The organism is Nocardia noduli (assembly GCF_019038455.1).
Taxonomy (GTDB): Bacteria; Actinomycetota; Actinomycetes; order Mycobacteriales; family Mycobacteriaceae; genus Nocardia; species Nocardia noduli.
This window is the reverse complement of the sequence record NZ_JAFMPL010000117.1, coordinates 1-24478: the sequence shown is the minus strand read 5'-3', so window position 1 is coordinate 24478 and position 24478 is coordinate 1. Positions and strand designations below refer to the sequence as shown.

Annotated in this window: 8 protein-coding genes; 5 read left to right on the top strand and 3 right to left on the bottom strand. The window is 65.4% G+C overall.

Annotated elements, in window-relative coordinates; translation table 11 throughout:
• The first annotated feature begins 279 nt into the window (after positions 1-279).
• The 3 genes from JZ792_RS35645 to dnaG all read left to right on the top strand — a co-directional run bounded on the left by JZ792_RS35645 (position 280) and on the right by dnaG (position 5552).
• Positions 280-1935, top strand: a complete 1656-nt coding sequence (locus tag JZ792_RS35645) for a hypothetical protein (RefSeq protein WP_216917311.1) — start codon at positions 280-282, stop codon at positions 1933-1935.
• Between the two features lie 81 nt (positions 1936-2016).
• Positions 2017-3567 (top strand): hypothetical protein, encoded by a 1551-nt coding sequence (locus tag JZ792_RS35640; protein ID WP_216917310.1) that lies wholly within the window; start codon positions 2017-2019, stop codon positions 3565-3567.
• Positions 3564-5552, top strand: coding sequence for a DNA primase (gene dnaG, locus JZ792_RS35635; protein ID WP_216917309.1), 1989 nt, complete (start codon positions 3564-3566; stop codon positions 5550-5552). Before JZ792_RS35640 ends, dnaG begins: the two co-directional genes overlap by 4 nt.
• 85 nt (positions 5553-5637) lie before the next feature.
• Here the strand turns inward: dnaG and JZ792_RS35630 are convergent, their stop codons facing one another.
• Positions 5638-7356 carry a hypothetical protein gene (locus JZ792_RS35630; RefSeq protein ID WP_216917308.1) on the bottom strand — a complete coding sequence of 573 codons (1719 nt, stop codon included), beginning with the start codon at positions 7354-7356 and terminating at the stop codon, positions 5638-5640.
• Positions 7357-7711: 355 nt separating this feature from the next.
• Between JZ792_RS35630 and JZ792_RS35625 the strand changes: the two genes are divergently transcribed.
• Positions 7712-9169: an AlbA family DNA-binding domain-containing protein gene (locus JZ792_RS35625; protein ID WP_216917307.1), complete on the top strand. Its 1458-nt coding sequence runs from the start codon at positions 7712-7714 to the stop codon at positions 9167-9169.
• A 297-nt stretch (positions 9170-9466) separates the two neighbouring features.
• Positions 9467-10159 carry a GntR family transcriptional regulator gene (locus tag JZ792_RS35620; RefSeq protein WP_216917306.1) on the top strand — a complete coding sequence of 231 codons (693 nt, stop codon included), beginning with the start codon at positions 9467-9469 and terminating at the stop codon, positions 10157-10159.
• Between the two features lie 76 nt (positions 10160-10235).
• Here the strand turns inward: JZ792_RS35620 and JZ792_RS35615 are convergent, their stop codons facing one another.
• Entirely contained in the window at positions 10236-10526 is a 291-nt protein-coding gene (locus JZ792_RS35615; RefSeq protein ID WP_216917305.1) for a hypothetical protein, read from the bottom strand.
• 142 nt (positions 10527-10668) lie between these two features.
• On the bottom strand, positions 10669-24402 hold the full coding sequence (locus tag JZ792_RS35610) for a DUF8437 domain-containing protein (protein WP_216917304.1): 13734 nt from the start codon (positions 24400-24402) through the stop codon (positions 10669-10671).
• Between the last annotated feature and the right edge of the window lie 76 nt (positions 24403-24478).

Genomic DNA, 24478 nt, shown 5'->3' with positions numbered 1-24478 from the left:
GGACCGGTCGTTCACCCACCGTCCCGGAGACACCGTTATGACCGAACCTTCCTCACCCGCCACCCCGCCCGCGCGCACCACAATCGCGCCCGGCTCCGGCAGCGGCACCGGCGGCCGTCGCCCGGCGTTCAGTGCCCCCGCCGCCGCGCCGGCGAAGACTGAACCGCCGCGACGCCCCCTCCGAGCCGCCCGACTCCGGCCCTCCGGGCAGCGCCGCCGAATGTGACAGCTCCCGCAAACACACTGCACAACAAGCAATTCCATTGATTGGAGACCATCATGAGCGTCCCCGCTGTTTCTCGCCGGAGCGACACGCTGACTGTTCCCGACGACGTGGCGGACGGGTTGGACGGCCTGGTCGAACGCTACCAGCGGATCGTTGCCACCTACCGGAGCGCACCGGATCAGGCACTGCTCGACCAACGGATCCAACTACGCCAGTACCTCGATGTCACCGGCGGCTTGGGCGAACGCGATGACCTACTCGCCCGGGTGCAGACCGCCGACCTGGCCACCCTCATCGTGCCGGACGGGCAGTACCGGGCGACGCTTCGCCAACTCGACGCACCCCGCGGCGTCGCCTCGATCCAGGCGCGGGACGAACGATTCGCCAGCCTGCGTCACGCCCGCGAATGGCTGGCCGACCACGCCGAGACCTGCCCGCTCGAACATGCCGACGCCCTCGATCTGGAGGCGACCGTCACCGACACCCACAGCGGCGCGATCGTGGTGTCGGTGATCGCCGAACCGGTCGAGTTGGCGGCCCGGTTACGCGAGTCCCGCGTCTACGACGGCACGCTGCTCACCGGAATCGGCGCCGTCGACACCAAACGCCTGGACTGGCTCATCGAGGACTACGAAGCCGTCGTCGCCCGGGTCGCCAGGGGCGACCACCGTTTCCCGTTCGACGACGAACACCGGATGCAGGCTCTCGGCCGCGAGATCGCGGCCATGATCGCCGTGGAGGATCTGGCCGATTCCGCGCTGCGGGTGTGGCTGCGCATGGCCAACTCCGATGCCCGCCTGATCGGCAGCCGATTCTGGAAATCCAACGGCAACCCCAACCGGATCCATCCACCGGCCGGGGTAGTCGGGTCGGGATTCCCGCGCGCTGATCTGCGCGTGGCTCTGGAACAGTACGACGAACTACTGCTCGTGCACGATCAACTCCCCGATTCCGCGCGCCCGGCGGTGCGCCGAGCCCTCGACGCGCTCGCCCTGCGTGCACGCGCGTTGCTCGACGCGTTCTCGATCTGGACCGGCAGCGACTACGTGCGCGTCCAATGGTGTCTCAACGAATCCGGTGACCGTCCGCGCCTGTGGCCCCAGCGCAGCCTGGCACTGCCCGATTCTGTCGCCATCCATCAGCGATTCGGCGACCTGACAACCAATTTCGGCATCGAGCCGCTGTCACGAGAGGAGTTGCATCAGCTGCTGTACCTGTATCAACTGCTCACCGTCCTCGCTGCCGAGGCCAGCCCCTACAGACGGCGCTGGGCCGCGCCGATCGCCGCCGACCACTACGAATCACTGCGCGACCACCTCTGGGGCCACCCCCGACTCAGCGACCCGCAGAAACAGGCATGGCTGACGACCCTGCTCGATATCCAGCTCAATCCGCGGTGCGTCCTGCCCTCGTCCCCGGACTACCTCGATCCGATTCCACCACAACCGGTTGCGCCGCCGTGGGTGCTCGCCGATCAGCCGCTACGGCACTGGTTGCTGCTGCGGCCCGAGAACGGCGCATGGATCGTGCGCACCTACCTCGAAGACCCACACGACCCGCAACGGTGGACCCGCCAAGCCGTACTCGCCTACCCCGACGCGCAGGACATGATCTCCGCCCTCGCCACCGGCGCGACCTACCGCGACGTACGCACCGACACGATCGCCACCCTGCCTCCCCTCGACATCACCACGCAACTGCCGCGGTGACCACGGCACAAGTCAGGAGCACACGCCATGACCGACCCCACTTCCACAGGATCCCCGCCAGTGCCACCGGAGCCGGCACGAGTGCCGACCTCCGGGTTCGTGCTGGCGGATCTGCAAATAGCAATCGACCAGTACCGGCGACTGCTCGCCGTCCACGCCTCGTTACCGGAGCCCCGCCCACCCGAACTCCGATCCGACTTCGCGACGGCAACCGAGCGACTGGCGACACTGCGCCGGATCGTGTCCACGACAGCGGAGTACCGCGAGGCCATCGACCGCACCCTCGCCGCCATCGCCGAGGACCCCGCGTCCGAGCACACCCCGGTGTTCGCATGGCCCAGCATCGAGGAGCTCGCCGAGCGGACCCGCATCGTTATCGGCGACCAGACCGACGAGGACGCCACGCCACCGACGATCGAGGATCTGGCGCGGCTGCACCAGCTGACCTGGACAGCCCGCGGCAACCCCAGAAACTCCGACAACGATCTGCACTATCCACTCATCGTGGCCCAGCGAGCGCACATCCAGCGAGTCATCGCCACCCAGACAGCCATGAGCTCTACGGAAAAATACCGCCTGTTCGCTAAGAGCACGCAGCGCGACGCCGCCGATATCGTGCTACCGCCACAACTGTCGGACTTCGCTGACTGGCGCTACGGCCTGGACGCCTTCGATCTGAGCGGCGTTGAACTACCGCAAGGCGTCACCGTGCACAGCAGCTACTACGACGCCAACACACGCTACGTCGTGTTCGCGGGCAAATCCGTCAGGGTCGACCTGTCGACAGCCTGCGGGTTCAAGGTCGCATCCGAACACAGATGGGCCGCGGACCGCGAAGTTCCCACCTTTGCCGACGCCACACGAATCGCGTTGGACACCATCGCGCAATGGCGTGAGGCCGGGCTGCGGCTCGAACATCGCCGCGACGGGATCTACCAGGCCCACACCTCACACGGCGAATGGACGCAGTTGACGTCCCGGTCCGGCGACCTGCGTACCGCTCACGAGTTGTATCGATTCGCCGCAACCCATCTGGGCCGCGACGACCTCGCTCGGCGCTACGGATTCGATGTCGGCACGGTCCTCAGTCCGGCGTCACACGCCGATACCAGCGCCGCGATGCGTATCTGCTTGAACGAGGTCGCCGCCACGCTGCGCGAACGCGCCAACGCCGTCGACACGGAGGAGTTCGGCCTCGACCCCACCGGTCAAGCCACGACGGAATACCCGCCCAGTTCCTACGAGAGGGCCGATGCCCGCGCACTGCGTGAACTCGCGGCCCTCATAGTCGAGGGCCCGCCGATCGCCAAGCCCGGCGACTACATCGTCACCTTGCGCAACGCGATCAGCACAACCGGCACGCTGGTCACCCTCCACACCGACCACGACGCGGCAATGAAATACGCCCGAAATCAGCGCCCGTTCAACAACACTCGGGTCACGGTCGCACGAGTACTCGGGGTGCACTACGACGGTCTCCGAACAGAAACCGTCCACACCTCGCCGAACTATCCACCTGCCCATGCGGCACCGCCACCTCGCCCCGCGCCACGAATAGCCCTCAACAGCAATCGAACCGGTCTGCGTCGGCTTCCGCCTCCGCACACCGGTGGTCGCAGGCCGCGACTATGAGCCGGGCCGGGCGGATCCCCGACAGTGAGATCGCCGCGATACGCGCCGCCTCGCCGATCGACCGCGTCGTGAGCGCCTACCTCGAACTACGTCCCGCCGGGCCCGACAGACTCAAGGGTCTGTGCCCGTTCCACATCGAGGCGACCCCCTCGTTCCATGTACGACCCGACCGGGGCTTGTTTCATTGCTTCGGCTGCGGAAAAGGTGGCGACGTATTCACCTTCCTCCAACAGATCGAACACCTGGAATTCCCCGACGCGGTCGCCCTCGCCGCCCAACGTATCGGGTACCGACTGCGCTACGAAGGCGGCGGCCCCTCGACCGAGTCTGCGCGCGGAACCCGCGCACGCCTGGTCGCGGCCAACTCCGCGGCCGCCGAGTTCTACACCGCCCGCCTCCGCACCGATACCGAGGCAGCGACCGCCCGCGAATATCTGACCTCCCGCGACTTCGACGCGACGATCATCGACGCGTTCGGCTGCGGATTCGCCCCCACCGGCTGGGACGAACTCACCAAACACCTCCTACAACAGGGATTCTCGCTACCGGAACTCGAAGCCGCCGGGCTGTCCCGGCCGGGGCGGCGGGGCCCGATCGATCGCTTCCGCGCCAGACTGCTCTGGCCGATCCGTAACGCCAGCGGCGAAGTTCTCGGCTTCGGCGCGCGTCGTCTCTTCGACGACGATCGTGTGGAAGCGAAGTACCTCAACACCCCAGAAACCGTGCTGTACAAGAAATCTCATGTCCTGTTCGGTCTCGACCACGCACGCCGTCCCATCGGCGACACCCACCAAGCCGTGATCGTGGAGGGGTACACCGACGTCATGGCGATGCACGCCGCCGGTATCACCAACGCGGTAGCCTCCTGCGGCACCGCATTCGGCGAACACCACCACTACATCCTGCGACGGATGCTGGCCGACGACGCCCCCTGGCGCGCCGAGATCATCTACTGCTTCGACGGAGACGCCGCAGGCATCAAAGCCGCCACCGGCGCCCTCACCCACGTGAAGAACACCCCAGGGCGATCCTCGGTCACGATCGCCCCCGACGGAACCGACCCCTGCGAACTACGCCAACGCGACGGCGACGAAGGCCTGCACGAACTGATCCTCGCCCGCACCGCCCTGATCGAATACGTCCTGCGCGCCGCGATCGCCGAACACGACATCACCACCGTCGAAGGCCGCATCGCCGCCGTCCACCACGGCACGACACTGCTGCACCAACTCCCGGACCCGATCACCCGCAGCGAGTACACTCGCCAACTCGCCGGATGGGTCGGCGTAGACCCCGACGCCGTCGCGGCGAGCCCCACCGACAGCACCGTCCCGACCGCCGAATCCGCTCGCAATCAGCCTGCCAAACGCGCACGCGCACCGGGAGACGAGAAGTACAGGTGGCAGAGAACCGCACTACAGGCTGCCTTGCAAAAACCTGCGCTCGCTGCTGAGCACGGATTCGATCAACTGCCGCCGGAGGTGTTCGACCAGCCTGTTTACTCACTGCTCTACAGTGCGATCGCCAGCCTGGGTGGGGCGCGATCCGCCCCTGCCGACACCACTGCATGGGTCAACGCCGTCACCGCGCATCTGGGCACCGACACTGGCCCGGCGACCGAACTCGCGGTGCAGACATTGCACCTGCCTGGTGACGAGCCAGGGAAATACCTGCGTGCGGTGTTCACGATGATCACCGCCGGGCATCTCCTGACCCGAGTCGAAATACTGCGCAACGAACTGGATTCGGTGTCTGCGCTCGACGAGCCCGAACGCTTCCATCACCTGATCGCCGCCATACAGGACACCGAGCAGCACCGCCGCACGATTCTGACCGCGAACCCGAACCCGAACCCGAACCCAAACCCGAGGTCCGAGCCTTCGCCATCGACGTACCGGCACATCACATCGACTACTCAACCTCGAAAGCCACCCCGACCACCGACGCCAGGGGCCGCGAACCGGACACGGCGACCACGGCTTTGAGCATCCTGGCGGCGATCAACTCACCACTCACCGACCCTCCGCGCGGCCAAATCCAGCGACTCCAACCCTTGCGGGACTGTCGAGGCTAATTCAACTCCCGTCCCCATCGGATCGTCAGATCGAATATCGCTCGGGCAGTGGTGGTTCGGTTCTCCTGGCCTCCGGCCAGGCCAACGGACTCGATATCTGCCGAGCCTGTCCAGGCACCGACGGCGAGATAGGTGAGATAGTGGGCGAGGCTGACGACGGAGTGCCGCACGTCGGAGTAGTGCAGGGTGAATGTCTGCTGGTCGCCCTTTTCGGTCGCTGTCATTATGGCGTGCAGAATTTTCGCCGGAACAGCCAACACCTCCCCATCCTCGCAGATCAACCAGTAGGCCGCAGTCGGGCTGGTCGCGAGCACCCCGGTCAATTGGTCGATCTTTATCGTCCATGTGCATGCGGTGGTGGTGGGGGTCTTAGTTGCGGACAGGTTGGCTTTCTTGACTTGGACGAACTCGGCGAAGACGATCTCGAGCCGTTGATGAACATCGATATGGACAACAAGCGCCAGGTCGGCGTGCACGGAACTTTCTTCGGTTTTGGATATCGTCCGATACTTTCCTACCACTTCGACCGGTGAGGCATAGTCGCCCCGGTCGGCGACGATCAGTTGATGGTGGTCCCGGAGGGTGTTCTCGATGATCTCCATCAAGCGCCCTACATGGCCTTCTTCTTCCGACCATCGTTGGCTGATGAACTTTCCGCCGAACTCGTCAGCGGCGGAGTGGACTGCGTCGTGAAAGCCTTGCTCGACCTCACCGTCGGAAAGCCACGTCGCGGTCGGCGGAGCGAGCGGCCTAGGGAAGACCGGACGGCGGCGATCGGAAAGGCGGGCCAGAGCGTTGGTGTGAAAGGCGTAGGCAGAGTTCCGGTCGAGGCCGTCGAGTAAACACAAAAGACCATCCGCCAAGGTCTGGATGCCGTAGTTCAACGGGTCGTCGACGACGCCCTCTAGTGTGGAGCGCACGGCAGGAGTGAGCGCAGCAGCACGCATTGTGCCCTCGGTCAGCTCGACATTGTTCGAGCCGAGAATCTGCATCAACCACGGCAGAGTCTGCGCCCAGATATCGGGATGGCGTTCGACCGCTTCGTGAAACCGTCGCCGCATCGCTCCCGATTCGATTCCGGTGCGGCTGAGGCTCGGGAACTGTGCAACAGCAACTGTGGCAGCGATCAGCCGCGCGACATCCGACGACAGTTCGTCTTCGCGGGTCGGCTCCGAAACACTCATACCGCGGCGGCGGTCGAAGTAGTCGACACGCATCTTTGCCTCAAGTAGCCCCCTGGCAACCTCGTGTGCTGTCAGCAGTTCATCCGGAATCTCGTCGGCTTTGCGGGCCCACCACACCAGGTCCGAGTCCGCTATTTCAGGGAGCAGATCGGCACTGCGCTCGAGCAGAAAGCGTTCAAGCTCTAGCGGGCAGGCCTTCATCGCTGCTTGCCAAAGCCCTATCCTGTTGCGGGGCATCACTCGGATTTCGGGAGATGATTCCGCCCGTGCGGCCCGCATGATCCGGGCAGTAAGGTCCGGCGCGCCGATCAGGACTTCGAGAGCCCAATCGTTGTTCAACACGATCTTGCGGCGTGGTGGCCGCGGGGTCGCGGTTTCAGAGCCAGCCGAATCGGCCTCGGAGAGCTGCATTTCCTCGGGCGCGGTGGCCAAATGCCACGCAAGGCGACTCTCGCCGTCGAGTTGCTGCACCTCAGACCACAGCTCGTCAGGAAGCCAACCCATCAACTCGTCCAGCAGGTTCGCGTTCATCGGCTCCGATTCTGTCAGCCCCCGCTCGAACACGATTCGCAATCGGCGGGATAGGCCAGTTCAGCGACGCGGCACCGAAACCCGACACCGGATTTCAGCCACGCGGCCAGGCTTCGGGACGCGAACAGCCCGCCGGGCTGCAACTACGACTCGTGAGCCTCGGTCGACAGATCGCTAAACCTCTCAGTCGACGACGGGAGCGACGGCATGTAGACCGAGCGCGTCGAACCATGAACGCCTTTCGGCGGGACCTTGTGCGCCTGTGTACCGTTCGTCGGCACGGCGCGGATCGACCAGCCCTCGGGGCCACTCAATTCGTTCGCCACAATTCCGATCGTGATGACAAACTACCGGCATGGCAGCGATCTGGCGCAACCGTGACCTCGAGCAAATCACCGGTGCCCCTCTGGACGAGAACGGCTTGACCGCACAGGGGATCGAGAAAATCGTCGCCGAGTACCCCGACGAAGCCATGCAGGTCGAGTACAAGAGCCGCCGAGATCTCGAGCGCATCTCCCCGAAAGCGCCGACCGACCCGCCGCCATACCCTTGGAATCCACTGCAGGAACATGCCAAGGACATCTGCGCGCCTGCCAACAGCCGAGGTGCGATCGTAATCTACGGCGTCGAGGACTCCGGCGAGCTTCCCGGACGCCTGCGTCCTTTCGAGGACGGGGATCCGGCGAAGCTGATCGAGCAGTACCGCAAAGACATTCGACGGTACTGCTCACCGACACCACGCTTCGATATGTTCCCTGTGCGGACCGATGACCGATCGGGTTTCTACATCGTCGCGATAGTTCCCCCCAGCCCCAGCGCTCCTCATGCCGTGCTGTCGCAGACCGGGAAAAGCGGCCGCGGACAGCTCTACTACTTCGTGCGCGCCGAGGGCGAGAGTCATATCCGCGCCATGGCTGAGCACGAGGTGGCAGAGCTGTACGGGCAGCGAAGTCGCGGGCTGGAAACTCGCCGCCAACACGTGACCCGCGTATGGGAGGAAGGGGCAGCCCGAGTCAGAGAACACAGCGATAACATCTGGGCCGCAGTGAGTATCGTGCCCGACGCCCCGCGTGACGACGCACTCACACCGAGCACCCAGCAAGAGATCAAGGACTGGGACAACAACGCCACCTTCCCCGATTGTGTCCTGGGGTTGGTACCCGCAGTGCAGGACAACGCATTCCCCGAGATGGGAATGCTTGTCTACACCCAACTGCTCGACATGGGCGACGATGTCCTCGCCCCGGGCGCGGCGACAACGTATCGAGAACTGCATGCCAACGGGTCGGGCTACGCGGCGATCAACATGCGAGATGCATCCGAGGACCCGACGGCGCCCTGCGATCTCGATGAGGATTCGCTGATCGATACGCTGGCGGCGCTCACCGTACATCTGCTCGCGTGGACCACTTCTCGCAACGGTCGATGGGGCAATGCCACGATCAACGCTGGCATTATCGGAACCGACAAAAAAGGGAACTTCGATATCTCCGTGCGGCTGATCGACCAAACGGGCCACGGTTCCGGACGCGGACGACGGATCGTACACAGGCCGCCACACATCGAGGTAGCCGCCCACCTCGAAGAAATCGATTCGACTCAGAGCAAACTGCGGGTCGCCTACACGGTAGCGTCTCGGATCCTGCAACGATTCGGTGTCCTCGAACCATCATGGCTCGCCGAGGACGGTGCCATCGTCGCTACCGAGATGATGAACCCACAGAAGCCACGGGCAAGACAATGGGCAGAACAGCACGACGTCGAGTTCATAGAATGGAACAGCCGCGCTCAACCCACCGCCCAGCGACCCTAGGATTCACAATGGCATCGCGCGGTCTCCAACACGAAGTTCACTGTCGCCGAACCTGATTGCGGCCGTGGGGTCTGTGCCGTGGACAGTCGACTGCCTCCCCGCGTTCGTAGAGCTTGATCTGCCGAGACCGTCGGCTGACTGCCCATGCCCGCACTGCTCACCAACTGCGAGGTGGCGTGCAGCAGTGTTGACCTCGATGATGACTTGCGGACTACGCGAGCTAGCATGACTGTACATGCACAGCTGTGTATGCTGAGAAGAATCAGATAGGCGACTGCCCCGGAGGAGGCGCACCGCGTGGGAGAGCCCGCCTACATCTCCATCGCAGCGGAGTACGCACGGATGATCCGCAGCGGATCGCTTCAACCCGGTACCCAGTTCCGCAGCCTGAACGAGTTGGTAACTCGCCATGGCGTATCCAAGATCGTCATTATCCAAGCCATCCAGCTGTTAGAACGGCAAGGACTGGTACGCACGGTCCCCCGCCGAGGAACCTTTGTAACGGATCACCCGAACCTCGTCCGCGTTGCCCCCGAGCTCCAGACGGAAGGGCTCGAAGATGCATGCGGCCGAGAATCGGCCGGTGATGCACGCGCAGAACGTGAGAGCCGGCATGTTGCAGCTCCGGCAGAACTTGCGGATGCCTTCGCTATCGCCATAGGCGACAGCGTCATTCACACCGTCACGCGCACAACCGAGGATGGTCGACCAGTCTCCATCTCTGACACCTACCGGCCGACCGGCGCCCCCGATTTATCTGCTGCGACCGTACTCGAAGAGTGTGTGGCCGACCGGCTTCCGTCGGAGGCACACGCAGCTTGGCTCCGCACGAGTCCGGGCGACCTCGTCAAAACAGTGCGTCGGCAATGGCTGGGTCCCGACGACAGCGTGTTGGCTCTGTCGGAGATCTCATTCCCCCGAGACCGCTACGACGCCTTCGTATTTCGGATGGAACTGACACAACAACCCAGGCAGTTGCCTCCCAATTAGAGCTGGAATGCAATCACAGTGTCAGGCGAGCCGAAGGAATCGGCGATTTCGGTTGCCCGAGGGGCCGGGTGAGTGATCAGGCGAAGGCGGGACGTAGCACCCTGAGCATCGGCAGGCGGAAGGCGTGCATCGCCAGCCATGACCGCCAGAAGCCGTTGCGGTAAGCCTCGATGAGGTGACCGTACAGCCAGACCGCGAGACCGACGATCAGCCACATCAGCGAGATCAGAACGCCGTGGCCGAGCTGCGGATGCAGCGATCCCACCGAATCCACGACCAGCAGGAACCCGCCCCACCTCGCCAAGACCGGGAATCGCAGCGCGAGCACCAGCATGCAGCCGACCGCGATGACGACCGCTTCCACCATTGTGAGTAACCCCCGGATTCGCATGACCGACCCGCATGCGGATCGGTGTGGGTTGATTTTACTGTCGCCGGTCTCGTTGTGACAGATTCCGCGCCAGACAATCAACTATACATAAACAACGTATTATACGCGAATCCGTGCGTCAGAGTTTGGGGCCGTGGGTGGCGCGCGTTGGCCGCCGCGCCATCATGCGGCGGCGTTCAGCAGGATCCAGGGTAGCGGTGGCGCGCACCGGTGGCGGTGACGCCGCGGGGGGCTTCGTTGCGGGCGTATTCGATTCGTCCCGGGCTGGTTCGGTCGCGGTGACGGCTGCGTCGATCACGAGGTTCTCGGCTGGCGGCAGCGCCGGTGCCGATCGGTGGGCGGGGTCGTTGGTGCCGGTGGGTAGTACGTCGGCGTTCTCGGCGTAAGCTGCGGCGCGCTCGGCCATGTCGGCTTTGGCGGCGGCGATGTACTGCTCTCTGGTGGCAAAGGACGAATCACGCACGGTTGCTTCGGTGGGGTTGAGATACAGCGACCAGCCCGGGAGCCGCCCCTTGGCGAGGAGTCGCTCTTGCTGGGCTGCGCGGGCAGCGACAGCCTCGGGAGAGTCGTGGGCAGCGTTGACCTCCAGCCGTAGTTTGACCAGTTCCACTTTGGCGGTGACGAGTTCGTCGATCTGCTCGAACGGATTGTCGACAATGTTGCTGGAGTAGTTGAGTTCGTAGGTCTTCCGTTCCACGTCGGCGCGTAGCTCGATGACCTTCTTGTCGAGTCTGGTGTAGGCGTTGGAGATTCGCGTCGTCAACCCACGCGCGGTGTCCGCATCGTTCGGGGGCTTGGCCGCTTTCTTCTTGTCAGGGTCGTTGTTGTCGGCTGTCTTGGCCTGCGGGAACAGGTTTTCGCGCTCGATGCTGGCACTGACCGGAAGGTCTCCGATCTGCAAATACAGCACCGAGTAGGCCGGATCCAGCGTCGCGATGATCGAATGGCCGTCGATGGTGCCGATCGCGCGGGGGTCGGCGATCCGGCGGTTTCGTTTGTAGGCCGTATCGGCTTCGAGGAAGGCTTGCCGCGCGGCGGCCAGTAGCGCTCTGTTGGCCTTGCCGCGGTCATCGAATTCCACGCCGTCCACGCCGATGATGCCGGGTTGGTTCGCCCACACCGCGGCGGCCGCGAGATGTGGTGTGGCGGTGTCGATGAGGCGTTTGACTCGGCGGATCTCGCGTGGCAGGGACGTGATGCACGAACGTGCGCGCTGTACGGACTCGCTGTGGGCTTCTTCGAGGTTGCTGAGGCGATTCACGATCTGTTCGAGTTCGGCGATCGCGACGTGGCGAGGGTCGCCGGTTGCGATCGCTTTGGTCAAGGCGGCGGCTTGTGCGAGGTCGCCTTCGTCGAACTGTTCGATTTCGTCGAGATCGAGTGTGCCGGTGCGGGCCTGCTCGATGAATTCGGCTTTGAGCTGGACTTTGGACCACATGAAGGCGTCAATGGTGCCCTCGGCGACGTAGACGAGGACGTCGGCTGTGGAGTTCTGGTTGTGTTGGCGGATGACACGGCCTTCGCGTTGTTCGAGTTCGTCGGGGCGCCAGGGGACGTCGATGTGATGCAGGGCGATCGCGCGAGTCTGGATGTTCATCCCCGTGCCGCCCTTTTCGGTGCTGGCGAGCAGGACGGCGAAGTGACCGTTGTTGCAGTCCTCGGTGAGCTGACGTTTCTGCGAGGGTTTGGCGAAGTCGTGGATGAAGGCGATCTTGTTCTCGGGCATGCCATCGAGCCCGAGCTCCGGCAACCCGGCGACGAGCAGTTTCTTGAGCGTGACGTAGAGCGATCGATCCTTAGCGACCCCGGTGGGCGTGCCACGGTCGCAGAACCCGATCTGCAACGCCCCTGGCACCGGATGCAGTTCGCCGTTGGGAGCGCGGTACCGGTTGTTCTTGGTGGCGTGGTAGCGGGTCAGCATCTCCCGGGCGACGACGTAGGCGCGGGTGTGGGTGAGTTCGGCTTCCAGCCCGACCAGCAGCGCGTCGAGGGCGGCGTTGCGGCCGTCGGACAGGACTTTGAGGGGGTTGTCCTTCCATGTCTCGTCCGGTTCGAGCACCGACAGGCGGTAGTCGAGATCGGAGATGAAGTCCTTGATCTCCTGGGAGGGGTCGAAGGCGATGATGCGGCGTTCACCGCCGCCGAGGGCAGGCAGCTTCGCGGGTACTTGGCTGCGGGTGACGACGTCGGTATAGACGCGGGTCAGCGCCAGCATTTGAGGGAGGTTTGCGTAACTGGCGATCTTCTCGACAGCGGTGACGGTGGTGCCGGAGACATTGGTGGCGATAACCGACTTGAGTGTGGTGAACACCGAAATCCAGTCGGTGACATCGGCGAGACCGCGTTCTTCGAGCAGGTCCGGGCGTAGATACTGCTGGTGGACCCATTCCTCGACCAACGCATTGGCGATGCGGGTGCCGGTCGCGGCGGTGCCGATGCGCATGTTCTCGATGACCGGCGCCGAGGCGCGGGCCAGTGCCTCGGCAGCGGCGCGGTCGCGTAGCAGTTGGAAGGCGATCGCGATGTTCTCCGCGCGCCCCGACCCCGGTGAGAGCGCGGCTTCGGGTACTGGGGAGATGCGGCCCTTGTTCTTGTACCGATGGAACTCATCGATCAGCAGGTAGTCCATCCCGCTGTCTTCGAGGGTCAGGCCGATGTCCTTGACCGCCTCGGTGAGTTTCTCGAGTCTGGTCTGGAGTTTCTTCTTGGCCCGGATGAGGTCTTTGATGCTGCGGTCGGGAACGTCGTCACCGGTGTCGGCCTCGGCCAGTTTCTCGTCGACGGTGACGAGTTGTTCTTTGATGTAGCGGGCGCGCCGGGCAGGTTTGACACCGATCTTCTCGAACGCCGACTCGGCGACGATGACGAAGTCCCAGTCACTGGTGGCGGTTTGGGCGACGAATCGACGTCGTTCCTTGGCATCCATGCCGGGCGGCGCAGACAGGGCGGTGGAGGTGGGGAACCACTTCTTGGACGCCTCGACCACGTCTTCGACGATGTGGTTGGGGACCACGATCCAGGGTTGGCGGCGCAGCCCGTACTGGCGCAGCAGCCACGAGATCATCAGCATGGTGCCGGTCTTGCCGGAGCCGACGACGTGATCGAGTTGCGTGGTGGGTTCGTTGACGCCGCGTGCGGCGCCGTCGAGCTGGTAGCGGTAGGGCGTGATCTCGGTGGACAGTCCCAGGATTACCAGGGAGCGACCGTCGTGTTTGGGTTCGACCATGCAGTTCAACGTGTTGTTGAACAGCGTGACCAGCCGTTCGCGGCGTTGGTCGTCAGCCCAGAGCCAGCGACGGAACTCGCCGCGGATGCGGTCGGCTTGGGCTTGGGCTTGGGCGGTGCCCTTGGTGTCGAGAAGAGGAGCGCCGTCGTCCATCTCCTTCTTCGAGTGACTGACGACGATCTGTCTGCTGTTGCACAGAGCTTCGAACAGCTCCAGCGCACTACGGTCCTTGGTGCTCCAGTACCGTTCCTTCTCGCTCGCCTTGGACTTGCTCTCGAAGCGCAGTGAGCCGCTCAGGCGCGAGGCTTTCACGTCTTCGAGCCCGAAGGTTTCCCGGGCGAAGTCGGCGTGGTCGCTGGCCGGAATCCATGCGGCGCCGGGCCGGACCTTGATGCGAGGGGCTTCACGCCACGGCGGGGCGACCGCTTCGAGGGCCGCGGCGTTCTCGGCGAAGGCGGAGTCGACAGCGGCGGCCATGCGTGCGCGGGTCAGTTTGGCGCGCACATCGCCACTCAGGTATTTCGGTGCCGGGATCAGAATGCCGGGCTGGTCAGGGTCGGTGAACACCTTTCCTTGCAAACGTTTTCGGGCGGTGTCCTGATCGACTCCGAGCAGTTGGGCGATGTAGTCCAGATCCACACCGCGCCCGGTGCCCAGGCTGATCGACAGCGCCTCGGCGGGGCTGTCGGTGGAGGTGACCACCCGCGGTTTGCTCACCAAGTCTTTGCTGAAGACGAGGGACTTGAGAGCTGTGCCGGTCCGGTCGTCGAAGTGTTCGAGCGCCAGGACCGAAGCCATGGTCGGGTCGCGGCCGATCGCGCCTTCCAAGTGTGTGCGTTTCTTGGTGCGCGGTACTGCTGTCCACGCCTTCTCGTCGAGTTCCTCGACAACCTCGGCGGGCAGGGGACCGGTGTAGGGCCGGTTTTCCTCGTCGGAGTGACTGGTGCGCCATCTGATTTCCAGTTCGGTGTAGCGCTTGTCGTGTTCGGCGGGGCTGCGCTCACGCCCTCCCTGCCAGGTGAAGCGGTTGAGCGGCCCGTAACGGGAGACATAGTCGTCGTAGGCGCGGTTGAGTCGCTTGCGCGCCTGGGTGCGTTCGTGGGTGTCGCGGTTCTCGCGTTGAGTGGTCACGAGATGGTGGGCCAGGTCGCGCAGGTGCAGCAGTGCGCGGGTTTCGGTGGCTCTGGTGGCGAAGACCTTGATCGGTTCCCAGGTGCGATATTCGGTAACCGCTTCGAATCCGGTGTCGTCGCGGTAGCGCACCATCCCGATCGGGTGGGTCAACATCTGGTCCGGATCGCGCACCAGCAACCCTGAGGATGGCTGGGCGAGTTCGGCGAGATCGCCGCGACGCGCGGTCAATCCGAGCTGTTGTCCTTTGGCGGTACGCACGATCGAGCGCAGGGCGTCCTCGACCTGACCGGGCAGCAGCGACAGGTCCTCGTGGGTGACGTTGAGCGAACCCCCGCGGTACATTCCGTGTCCGGCCGAGATCTCACCGAGCACGTAGTGCGGGTTGTTGGTGAACCAGGAGTTGATCGCCAGGTCGGTGTTCTCGCCGGTGACGGTATCGATGAACTCGCGCTCGATCGAGTGCTGGAACTGTCGGTTGCGTGCGACCACATCGTCGGGCTGCGCGGGTGGATCGGTCGAGTCCTCCGGTGCCAGTTCGCGTTTGCGTAGCAGAATGATGTCGGTGACGACCGGGGTTCCCGCGACCCTGGTGAACGCTGTGCCGGGCAGGCGTACCGCGCCGATGAAGTCGGCGATTTCGAGAATGTCGGTGCGTGCGAGGTCGTTCTTGGCGTCCATGGTCCACGCGGAGCTGATCATCGCGACGTAGCCGCCGGGGGCGGTCATGTGCAGGGCTTTCAGGATGAAGGCGTTGTGGATGACGTGTCCGCGCGGGTTGTAGGTCGGATCGCGCTCTTCCCAGTCGCCGAACGGGACGTTGCCGATCGCGGCCACCACCGAGGACGGTGGCAGGTGCGTGTGCTGGAAACCTTCCAAACGCACCAACGCTTCGGGGTAGAGGCGGTGGATCAGCCGGGCCGAGATCGTTTCGTTCTCGATGACGACCATGTCGGCATCGCGCGGTGCCAGACCGACGAAGGTGCCTGATCCGCCGCCGGGTTCGAGCACTCGGCCACCGTCGAATCCGGCGTCGACCATCGCGGCCCAGATCTGGGCGGCGATGGTCGGATCGGTGTAGTGCGCGTTCAACGTCGAGTCCGCGGCGGCGTCGTAGGCGTCAGGGTCCAATAGGCCCCGCAGGCGTTCGCGGTCGGCGTCCCAGTCGGATTTGCGGGAATCGAAGATGTCGGGGACCGCACCCCATCCCGACCACGCGGCCAATTGCGGGGCTTCGTCGGAGTCGGCGGGGCGATCCTCGGCGTCGAGCTGCGTGAGGAGCTCGATGGCGTTCATGTTCGCTCGTGCGCGCGAGCGTTTGCCACTGGGCACGGTGACGATCCCCGGATGCACCCAGTTGCGGGCCGGTGACTCACCGGCGGCGTCGGTTTCGGCCTCCGGAGGCCGGTCGGGGTGTTGCTCGATGCGGGTGGTGGTCGTGACGGGAGTGAAGTCTTCGGTTTCTGCTTCGGTGTCTTGTGCGTGGGCGGCGCGTTGGGCTTCGAGGATGCCTTCGCGTAGGCGGGCGTAGCTGCCACCGGCGTCATCGACCCAGAACGGGTCGGTCAGTTCTGCTTGGTCGATCAGGGACAGTGCTCGGGTGAAGTCGCCCTGCCGGTAGGCCGCGATCGCCTCCACGTTTCGCAACTGTTCGGCATTGCGGGCTCTGTCGCGTTGGCGTTGGGCCACTTGGGCTTGAGTGGCTTTGCGGATGTCGTTGCCGCGCTCGGCCAGACGTGCGCGGGCGACCATCTCGACCGCCGCGAGGCTGCGGCCGGGGGCGAGTTGACGCATCGCGACCTCCGCGACGTAGGCCGCGACGGCTTGTGCGCCCCCTTTGCCCTTGAACAGGGCGGCGTAGTCGTCGGTGACCAGGGCGATGATCGCGCGATCCAGCGCGCTCAACGCCACCTCTGGTGTAGCCATCACCTGCTCGGGTCCCGGCTGCGTCGAGGTGGCGGGCGGCGAGGTGGAGTCGGCGTCGGATCGCGTGGTAGGGCCCGCGTCGCCGCTGGCGGCGGCCCCGCTCGTCGAGGGGCCCGGTGAAAGTCGGGGTTCGGTCTGGGCTGCGGTCTTTGGGGCCGGAACCTTCGGCGACCGAACCGGGGCGGCGGTGTCGCCTCCGTGTGCCGGGGTGCGCGCCGATGGCATTGCTGTGGCGGTTGGTCGCGCGACGCCGGGGGCGATGTGGGCGTAGACCTCATCCAGGCTCGGCCCCATCTGTTTGACTTCGCCGACCGTGCGACTGGATCGGGATCGGTTGTAGACGTAGGGTCCGAACGGGCCCTTCAGATCGAAACGTAGTCGGAACCGCACCGGCACCGTGAGGCCCTCGGGGCTGTCGATTTGCAGCTCGTAGCGTCGATCGCTGGGATGGGGTCTGCGGAACTCGCCGTTGGCTTTCCAGCCGCGGGCACTGGCCTCCTCAGCGGCGTATGTCGCTTCGGCGGGTTCGAGTGCGGGACCGACCAAGGCGGCCACCAACAAGGCGTCTTGGTAGTGGAATTCGCGAATCACGTCCAGGATCTGTGCCGCGGAGGAAGACGCGGGCAGTTCGACGGTGAATTCTTGTGCGCTGGAACGGACTTCGTCGTCGCTGGTGGAGGCGAGGATCCGGTATTCGCTGCTACCGGGTTGTGGGGTGGCGATTGTGAAGTAGCGTCCGGCTGCCTCGACCTCGAAGGCGAAGCGGGCGTCGCCGTCCTCGTCGTGGAATGCGTCGACCAGCCCGTCGATGCTTTCGAAGGCGGCATTGAATCCCTGGTCGAATCGACCGGTGAATTCCGAACCGGTCGTGTGTTGCCACACCGATCGGGCCAACGCCTGCGCTGCTGCCTCGGAGTCGGAGACCGAGGTTGTCAGCACTGTGGCCGCGTCGCGCAGGCGCTGTTCGTCGGCTTCTGGGTCAGCGTCGTCGTTCGTCGTGGTGGATTGCTCGCCTCGCAGCTGTTGCACGATTCGGGTCGCGGCGGCCGCCGCGAAAACGCCGTAGAACTCTGCGTCGCCGGTCGTGCACAATTCCGCCAGAGTTCCTGCGGCAGCTGCGTTCTCGGTCAGGATCGCCAGTGCTGTACCTGGATCCAGTTCGGTCTCAGGCTCAGATTCGGCGGGCTCGGCAGGTTGGTCGGCACCTAGCACTGTCGGTGGATTGAGTGAGTCGGCATCCTCGCCAGCTCCGTCGTCGATGACATCGTCGTCGGTGTCGGCGAGCAGGGGATGGTGGGTGCGCCACACCGCATCGGCGACCCGCTGCGCGAGAGCCTCCATCGACGCGTGTCCTGCGATGCGTGACCACGAGGGCGGCATGGTCCAGCCCGGGTCGGTGCCGCGCTCCTCGTCCAGGACAACAACGATGATCTCGGTGGCGTCCTCGACAGCGAAGTCCAGATATTGGTCGTAGGTGTTGGGGCCGGTGGCGATCTGCACCAGCCGCGTCGTTGTGGCTGCGCGCTCGAAGATTCGAGCCTCGAGCCGTTCGACGTCCGCCTGGATCTGCTGCTCGGACGGGCCGGAGTTCGCGCCTGTTTCCTGGCCGGGCTCGGACGTTCGATCGAGTTCGACGGGGGACTCGGCAGCGGCGGGCGGAGTGTGGACTGTCGAGTCGCTGAGTTTGGGGGCAGAGGCGGGCCGGTTGCGGGCGCGGATGTAGTGGTCGAACTGTTGCAGCAGTTCGGTGCGGTCGGTGTCGGGCACTCGCAGCCGGAACAGGGCGAGTTCGAGCTGTGCACGGGTCTCGCGTGCCTGGTCGGGATCGTCTGCGATCGACCAGATCGCCTGATCGACCGCGTCGAGAACCGCACGCGGGTCGGTGTCGCTGGACCGCGCGATGGCAGGGGATGCGGTGATGAGGGCGCGGGTCTGCCACCCGATATGTTCGGCTGCGCGCTGTGCGCCGAGATCGGCCAGCGCCCGGGTCATTTCGGTGTCGTATTCGTGCGGCGCGACGGGATTGTCGTAGTCGGGGGTGGTCGCCATCGCGTGCAGACGCGCGATCTTGGCCTGGCTGTATTTGATCTGTAGCGGCACCAACCCCGCGCGGTCCTCGGGATCGGGGGCGGCGCGCACGGCGGCCAGCGCGTCGACCTCCGCGTGGACCAACGCCATCAACGCTGCGGGAACTTCCGGGGTCGGCTCGGCGCTCTGCGAGGGCCCGAGGATGGAGATGGCGAATTGCAGCCGCTGTCGTTCCAGCTCACCCAATTCGGAGAACCCGCGCAGGGCCGAGTTGAAGTCCTGGAGTGCGCCGTCGAGTTCGCGCAGTCTGGCACGCCGGTCTGCTGCACGCGGCCACGTCCGCGGATCGAGGTCCAGTTCGGCGCTCAGGCGCGCGATGCGGGCCTCGGTGTAGAGGCGCTGGGTGCCCAGCGCCTCTCGCCAGTCATCGCTGGGGTCGGGTTCGCCGGCCAGCAAGGCGACTTTGGCGGCGTGCTCGACGGCAAGGGCCGCTGCCAGTGGCGGCGGAACCGGCTCGGTGAGTGGGGCGCCGATCAACGCCTGCACTTCGGCGTCGGACAAGCCCTGCTCGGCGGTGGTGAGTGCCGCGCCCCCCGCGTGCGGGCTGAGTTCGCTGGCTGCGAAGCCGACCTCGATCTGAACCTGTTCGAGGGTGGGGCGTCGACCGTCCTCGTCGCGAGCATCGGCCAAATGCGCTGCGAATGACCGGGATTGATCATAGGCGGGGTAGCCGTTTTGGATCCGCCACCGCAGCGTGAACCGTCGGTGCCCGCGCACCGTGTCGGCTTCCAACTCCAGGCGGTAGTAGTCGCGTGCGTTGTCGGGATCGACGGCGCTGTCGTGGACGCGCCATCCGTTTGCCCTGGCCCGCTCGGCGATCGAGTTCGCACTTGTCGGAGGCACCGCCACCGGCACGGCGCCAACTCCAGCGACGGGACCGGCGGCGAGTTTCTCGATGTCCGCGATGTCGCCGATCGCGACACGGGCAGGTATAGTCCCGAGGGGCGATGCGTCGTTTTCTATTGTCGGCCTGGATGTTTCGGCAATCACCTCTCGAACCATGGATTGAGGGGCGAGGTAGCCACGGATCGCGGGCATGATCCGCTGGCCATGTTGCCATGAGCTGTAGCGAGGCCACTCCAACGGCTGCCAGGTGCCGTCGGCGCGTCGGACCTGCGGGCCGTCGGCGGCACCCAGATCGAAATCGTGGCCGCCGACGCGCAATGACATGGTGAACTTGCGGATGTTGGAGGCCTCGATGCGGTCGCCCTGCCCAGGATCGAGGGTGTCGATGATCAGGCTGTCCCAGCCGCGAGCGTCGAGTTCTTCTGTCCGGACCCCCCCAACGGCGGTCCCGCCCACGGGAACCCTGTTCTGCCAGACCAGGGCGGCGGCCCGACGTGCCAGCTGTGCCCGGTCGTCGGGGGAGTCCAGCACCCGGCGCGCATCGGCGGCCAACCCCGCGAGATCGGAGCCGGGAAGTGGGGCACCGTCGACAGATTCTCCCAAACTGTGCAGGGCTTCGATCAGCACTTGTTGGGCGGCAGGTCCGGCGAACTGGAGATACAGGTGAAGGTTCTCTCGCTCGGCGAGAACATCGAGGACATCGCCGTGGAGGCGGTGGCTCATCGCTGCGGCGAACACCGCGCTCAAACGGTGTTCATCGAGTGCGTGCTCGGCGCCGAGGTCGGCGTCGGGTGTGCGCGAGATCTGTGTTTTCGCCCTGGCCAGGCTCACCCCGGTCCGTGTCACTGTGGCGTCGATGCTGCGGCTGCGGGCCGGGTTGTAGGTGAGAGTGTCCTGTGACAGTGACCAGACCAGTTCCAGCCGGGAGGCTGGGTCGGCGATGTCGACCATGGTCGCGGTGAAGGTGGCCGCTCCGCTGGAGTCGGGGACCGTCCACTGGCCTTCGGTCTGCCAACCGTGGGCGCGGGCGAGGCAGATCGTTTCGCTGGGCTCGGCCGGAATTCCGGTCTCCGGCCCCACCGCATACACCTGATTCAGTGCCGCTGCGCCGTGGGTGAAGGTGGCTTCCTCGATGATCGACAGTGCCCTGGTTCGGCTGGATTCATCGAAACGCTCGGTCGGTCTGCTCCGATGGACTGAGCCGCGCGCGGCGAACGCTGCCTGCGCCAGCGCCCGCCATTGCGGAGTCGATCTATCGCAACCTCCGGCCGCGGCCGCGGCGACAGCGGCGTCGATCCGGTCGAGCAGTTCGGCGTTGCGGTCGTAGTCCATCGCCCACCAGGTGGCGGGTTGTCCCAGGGCATTGGCGACCCTGTCCCGAGTCGTATTGACCTCGCGCACGTGGGTCAGAGCCTGTTCGGTCTCGGCGATCGACCGGTTGGTCTCGTCACGGTCATGTTCGGTGCCGAGGAGTCCGAGTTCTCCGCGAAGCCGGGTGACACGCGCCTGCAAATAGAGCGTGTGCAGGTAGTTCAGCGACCAGCGACCGGCCCCGCTGGTTCGGGCTTGTTCGGCGCGAACCCGTTCCAGGACGATCCGTGCGCGCGTTTCCGCGGCCACCAACACCGGCAGATCCTGCGGCGTCGGCGCGACCAGCAGTTGTTGAACGTCGAATCGGGACTTCGGTGCGGGTGAGGTGTTCTGGTCGGCACCGATGATGTAGGAGCGGGTGGTGTCGATGACCAGGTCCGCATCGGCGTCCGGCGCCCATTCCAGGTGGAACTGTTCGGTCCCCCGAGGAAGCCGTTTGTTCAGATCCAGGACGTAGGTGGCGGGTTCGCCGCGGTCGCGGGCGGCGTCCGACCAGCCGTGTGCGGCGATTTCGACCCCGCGCACCCGCGCGACGGCCATCAGCAGCGAAGCCTCCACCGCCGGTTCCTGATCCAGTTGCCTGGGGCCTGGCGGCACGGGCCGCAGCGCGAGCAGGACGCCGCGCACGCGGTCGGCGTAGGGGGTTTCGGGGATTTTGCGTCGTTTCAGGAACTTGTCGAGTTGTGCGGCGTAGTGCTCGGCTTCCGGTGCCCTCGACAGGCGCGCCTCTGCGGCGAGGTACACCGCCTCGTCGAGGGCTTCTCGCCCCGACTGCGTGCCGGTGTCCAGATACTGGTGGGGAAGTCCCTCCAGGGCCTGCGAGAGTTGGCCTACCGCGTTGATCGCTCCGGCGAGTACCCCCCGGCGCTGCTGCGAGGTGGCCAGCAAGGTCCGCAGTTGCTGGGCGTGTTCGCTGTTGGTGCTGTCGTCGAGCAGAGCGAGTTCGGCGCGGAGTCGGGTACCGCGGGCGCGGTGATAGGCCATCTCGTTGCGGCGGCGGGTGTGCTTGTTGTCGCCGCCCAGATCCGCCATCGAATCGCTGACGAGCGCACGCCGTTCTGCGGTGACCAGATCCACCATCAGCGTTGTGGGATCGGCGAAGCGTACGGCCAAGGCGTCGGTGTCGGCGAGTTCGGTGAGATACCGAGCGGGGTTGTCGGGCAGGCGTGGGTATCCGAGGTCGATCTCGGCGTCGAGCCTGCGCTGTCGCGCGGCCAGATAGTGCTGTGCCCGCGTGGCCAGCGGTGATCGATGCTGCCGCGACCGCTGTTCGGGCACCACCAGCGCTGTGCGGGCGGTCTGCTCGGCGTACAGGTGATGCAGAAGTTCCAACGGCGCGTCGGGGGTCTGCACCGCGCTGGAGTCCACGCTCAGATCGCTGTCGTCGGCGTCGGGGTGTCGCTCCCGCCACCGCGCGTAGGCGGCGGTGCGCGCTCGCCCTCGGTTGCCGGAGTGGTCCGACAGCAGTGCGCGGCAGCGTTGGGTGTGCTGCTCGTCGCCGGTGTCGACGGCGCGCTCCAACTCCGCTCGGAAGTAGTCGGTGATCACGAATTCGGCGCGGGCGACCAGCACTTCGTCGAACAGTGTCGGCGGATAGGAACTGAATTCGGCGACGAGCGCGTCGGCCATCGCCGCAGTGACCGCGCCCTCGGCCGGATCGTTCCCGCCCGAGGTCGTCGACGAGTGCGGCGGCTGCTTCGGATCGGTCGATGTGCCGGTGCGCGGCCCGTCGGCGCTGCTTGTATCTCGGTTCGACGCGGCGACAGCATGGTCCGACGGTGCGGGGTCGCTGATCGATCGCGGCGGGTCGGATCGAATTGGCCTGTCCGATTCGTTGACGGCCGGTTGCGTGGGAGCCGCGGTGTCGGCGCGGTCACCAGGTTCGGTTCGCTCGGATGTGCTGGTGTGATGGGGCTCGTGCGCGGTGATCGCTGTAGAGGTTTGGGGAGCCGGATGGTCCGCTGCCGCAGGAGCCTCGGACTCTCGAGCGATCAGCGTGCGGGTCCGGGCGTCGATGTCGGCGAGTTCGGCGGTGATCCGTTCTCGGGACTGCTGTGCTCGTGGCTTGCCGTATTCGAGTTCGGCGCGCAGTCTCGCGGCGCGGGCGGTGAGGTAGCGGTGGGCGCGTCTCGTCGCGGTGCCGGGACGGTCGTCTGTCGATACCTCTGCGGCCGCGATCAGTGCGTGGTGAGCGGCGCGTTCTTCCTCGCGTAGTTCACGCAGCCCCGGTGACATTATCGGGCTGTCCACGGCGATGGTGGTGCGAGGAAGTTCGACACCGATCGAGGCGATGTTGTGTGTGCGCCAATGTATTTCCCCGACAACCAGGGAGATGTCGTCGAGTATCAGGTGGTTGTCCAGCAGTGCGCGGCACACTGCGGACGTGGGCGTGTTGCGCCCTTGCTCGGCGTCCTTCAGCTGTGTGCGAAGGTGGCTGGTCATCGTGTGGTGCGCGCGGGCGACGACGGTGTCGTGGAACAGCGTCGGCGGGTAGTCGAGGAACTGTTCGGCTTCCGGATCGGCGATCGCGGCGGCGACCGCCGCGTCGAGGACTCGGTCCGCTACTTCGGCATCGTTCTCCAGTGATACGTCCGGCTTCAACAGTGAATTGCTGAGCCAGGAGAAGACCCCGCTCAGGCTGGCTGGGCGTTGTTCGCGGACGTCCTCGCCCCACTCGCTGGTGGACAGTTGCTCCTGGAACCGGTACAGGCGATCGCCGGGGGCGCGGGTCCACACCAGTTCGAATTCGTGACGTTTGTGCGGAGGTTTGGCGCGCAGCCGTAGCGTGAACCGACCGGGTAGCTCGGAGTGATCGCCCGACAAGTGCCACCCGGCCTTCTGCGCGCGGGTGATCGTGGTCGGTAGGTCTTCGTAGAGGTAGAGGTCCGGTGGCGGGGCAAACGGTGCGGGATGGGTGATCGGGCGCCAGATGTATTCGAATTCCCGGGCCGGTCGACGGGCAGCGTCGTCGGTGACCGGGGTTGGTTCCGGGTCGGTGCCGGGCTGGGTCGACGGCGACACGGTCTGTGCTGGCGGTGTCGGTGGTTCGGAATCGGGGACGTATTCGGTGTTCTGGGTGCGGAAGGCCACGTCGAGCCGACGGAAATCGGCTTCGAGTTTCCGGACACGACCAGTGCGGGTGGTGTGCCGCCAGGTCCGATTCAGATACCAGGCGCCGTCGGTGCCGATGCGTTGGGAGAACTTGAACCCGTGCCTCCTCAGGATCGGATGCAGAGTCGTATCAGCGTCGGTGGTGCCGTGCACCAGGGTTCCGGCGGGGGTGTGGGCGATAACGATGACCCGGTCGGCCTCCGCTGATGGGGCGGGAGTGGGTGTGGGC

What these genes read in the sequence shown, in the direction of transcription:
- JZ792_RS35645 (WP_216917311.1), top strand. Translation starts at nt 280, where the DNA reads ATGAGCGTCCCCGCTGTTTCTCGCCGGAGCGACACGCTGACTGTTCCC.
- dnaG (WP_216917309.1), top strand. Translation starts at nt 3,564, where the DNA reads ATGAGCCGGGCCGGGCGGATCCCCGACAGTGAGATCGCCGCGATACGC.
- JZ792_RS35630 (WP_216917308.1), bottom strand. Translation starts at nt 7,356, where the DNA reads ATGAACGCGAACCTGCTGGACGAGTTGATGGGTTGGCTTCCTGACGAG.
- JZ792_RS35625 (WP_216917307.1), top strand. Translation starts at nt 7,712, where the DNA reads ATGGCAGCGATCTGGCGCAACCGTGACCTCGAGCAAATCACCGGTGCC.
- JZ792_RS35615 (WP_216917305.1), bottom strand. Translation starts at nt 10,526, where the DNA reads ATGGTGGAAGCGGTCGTCATCGCGGTCGGCTGCATGCTGGTGCTCGCG.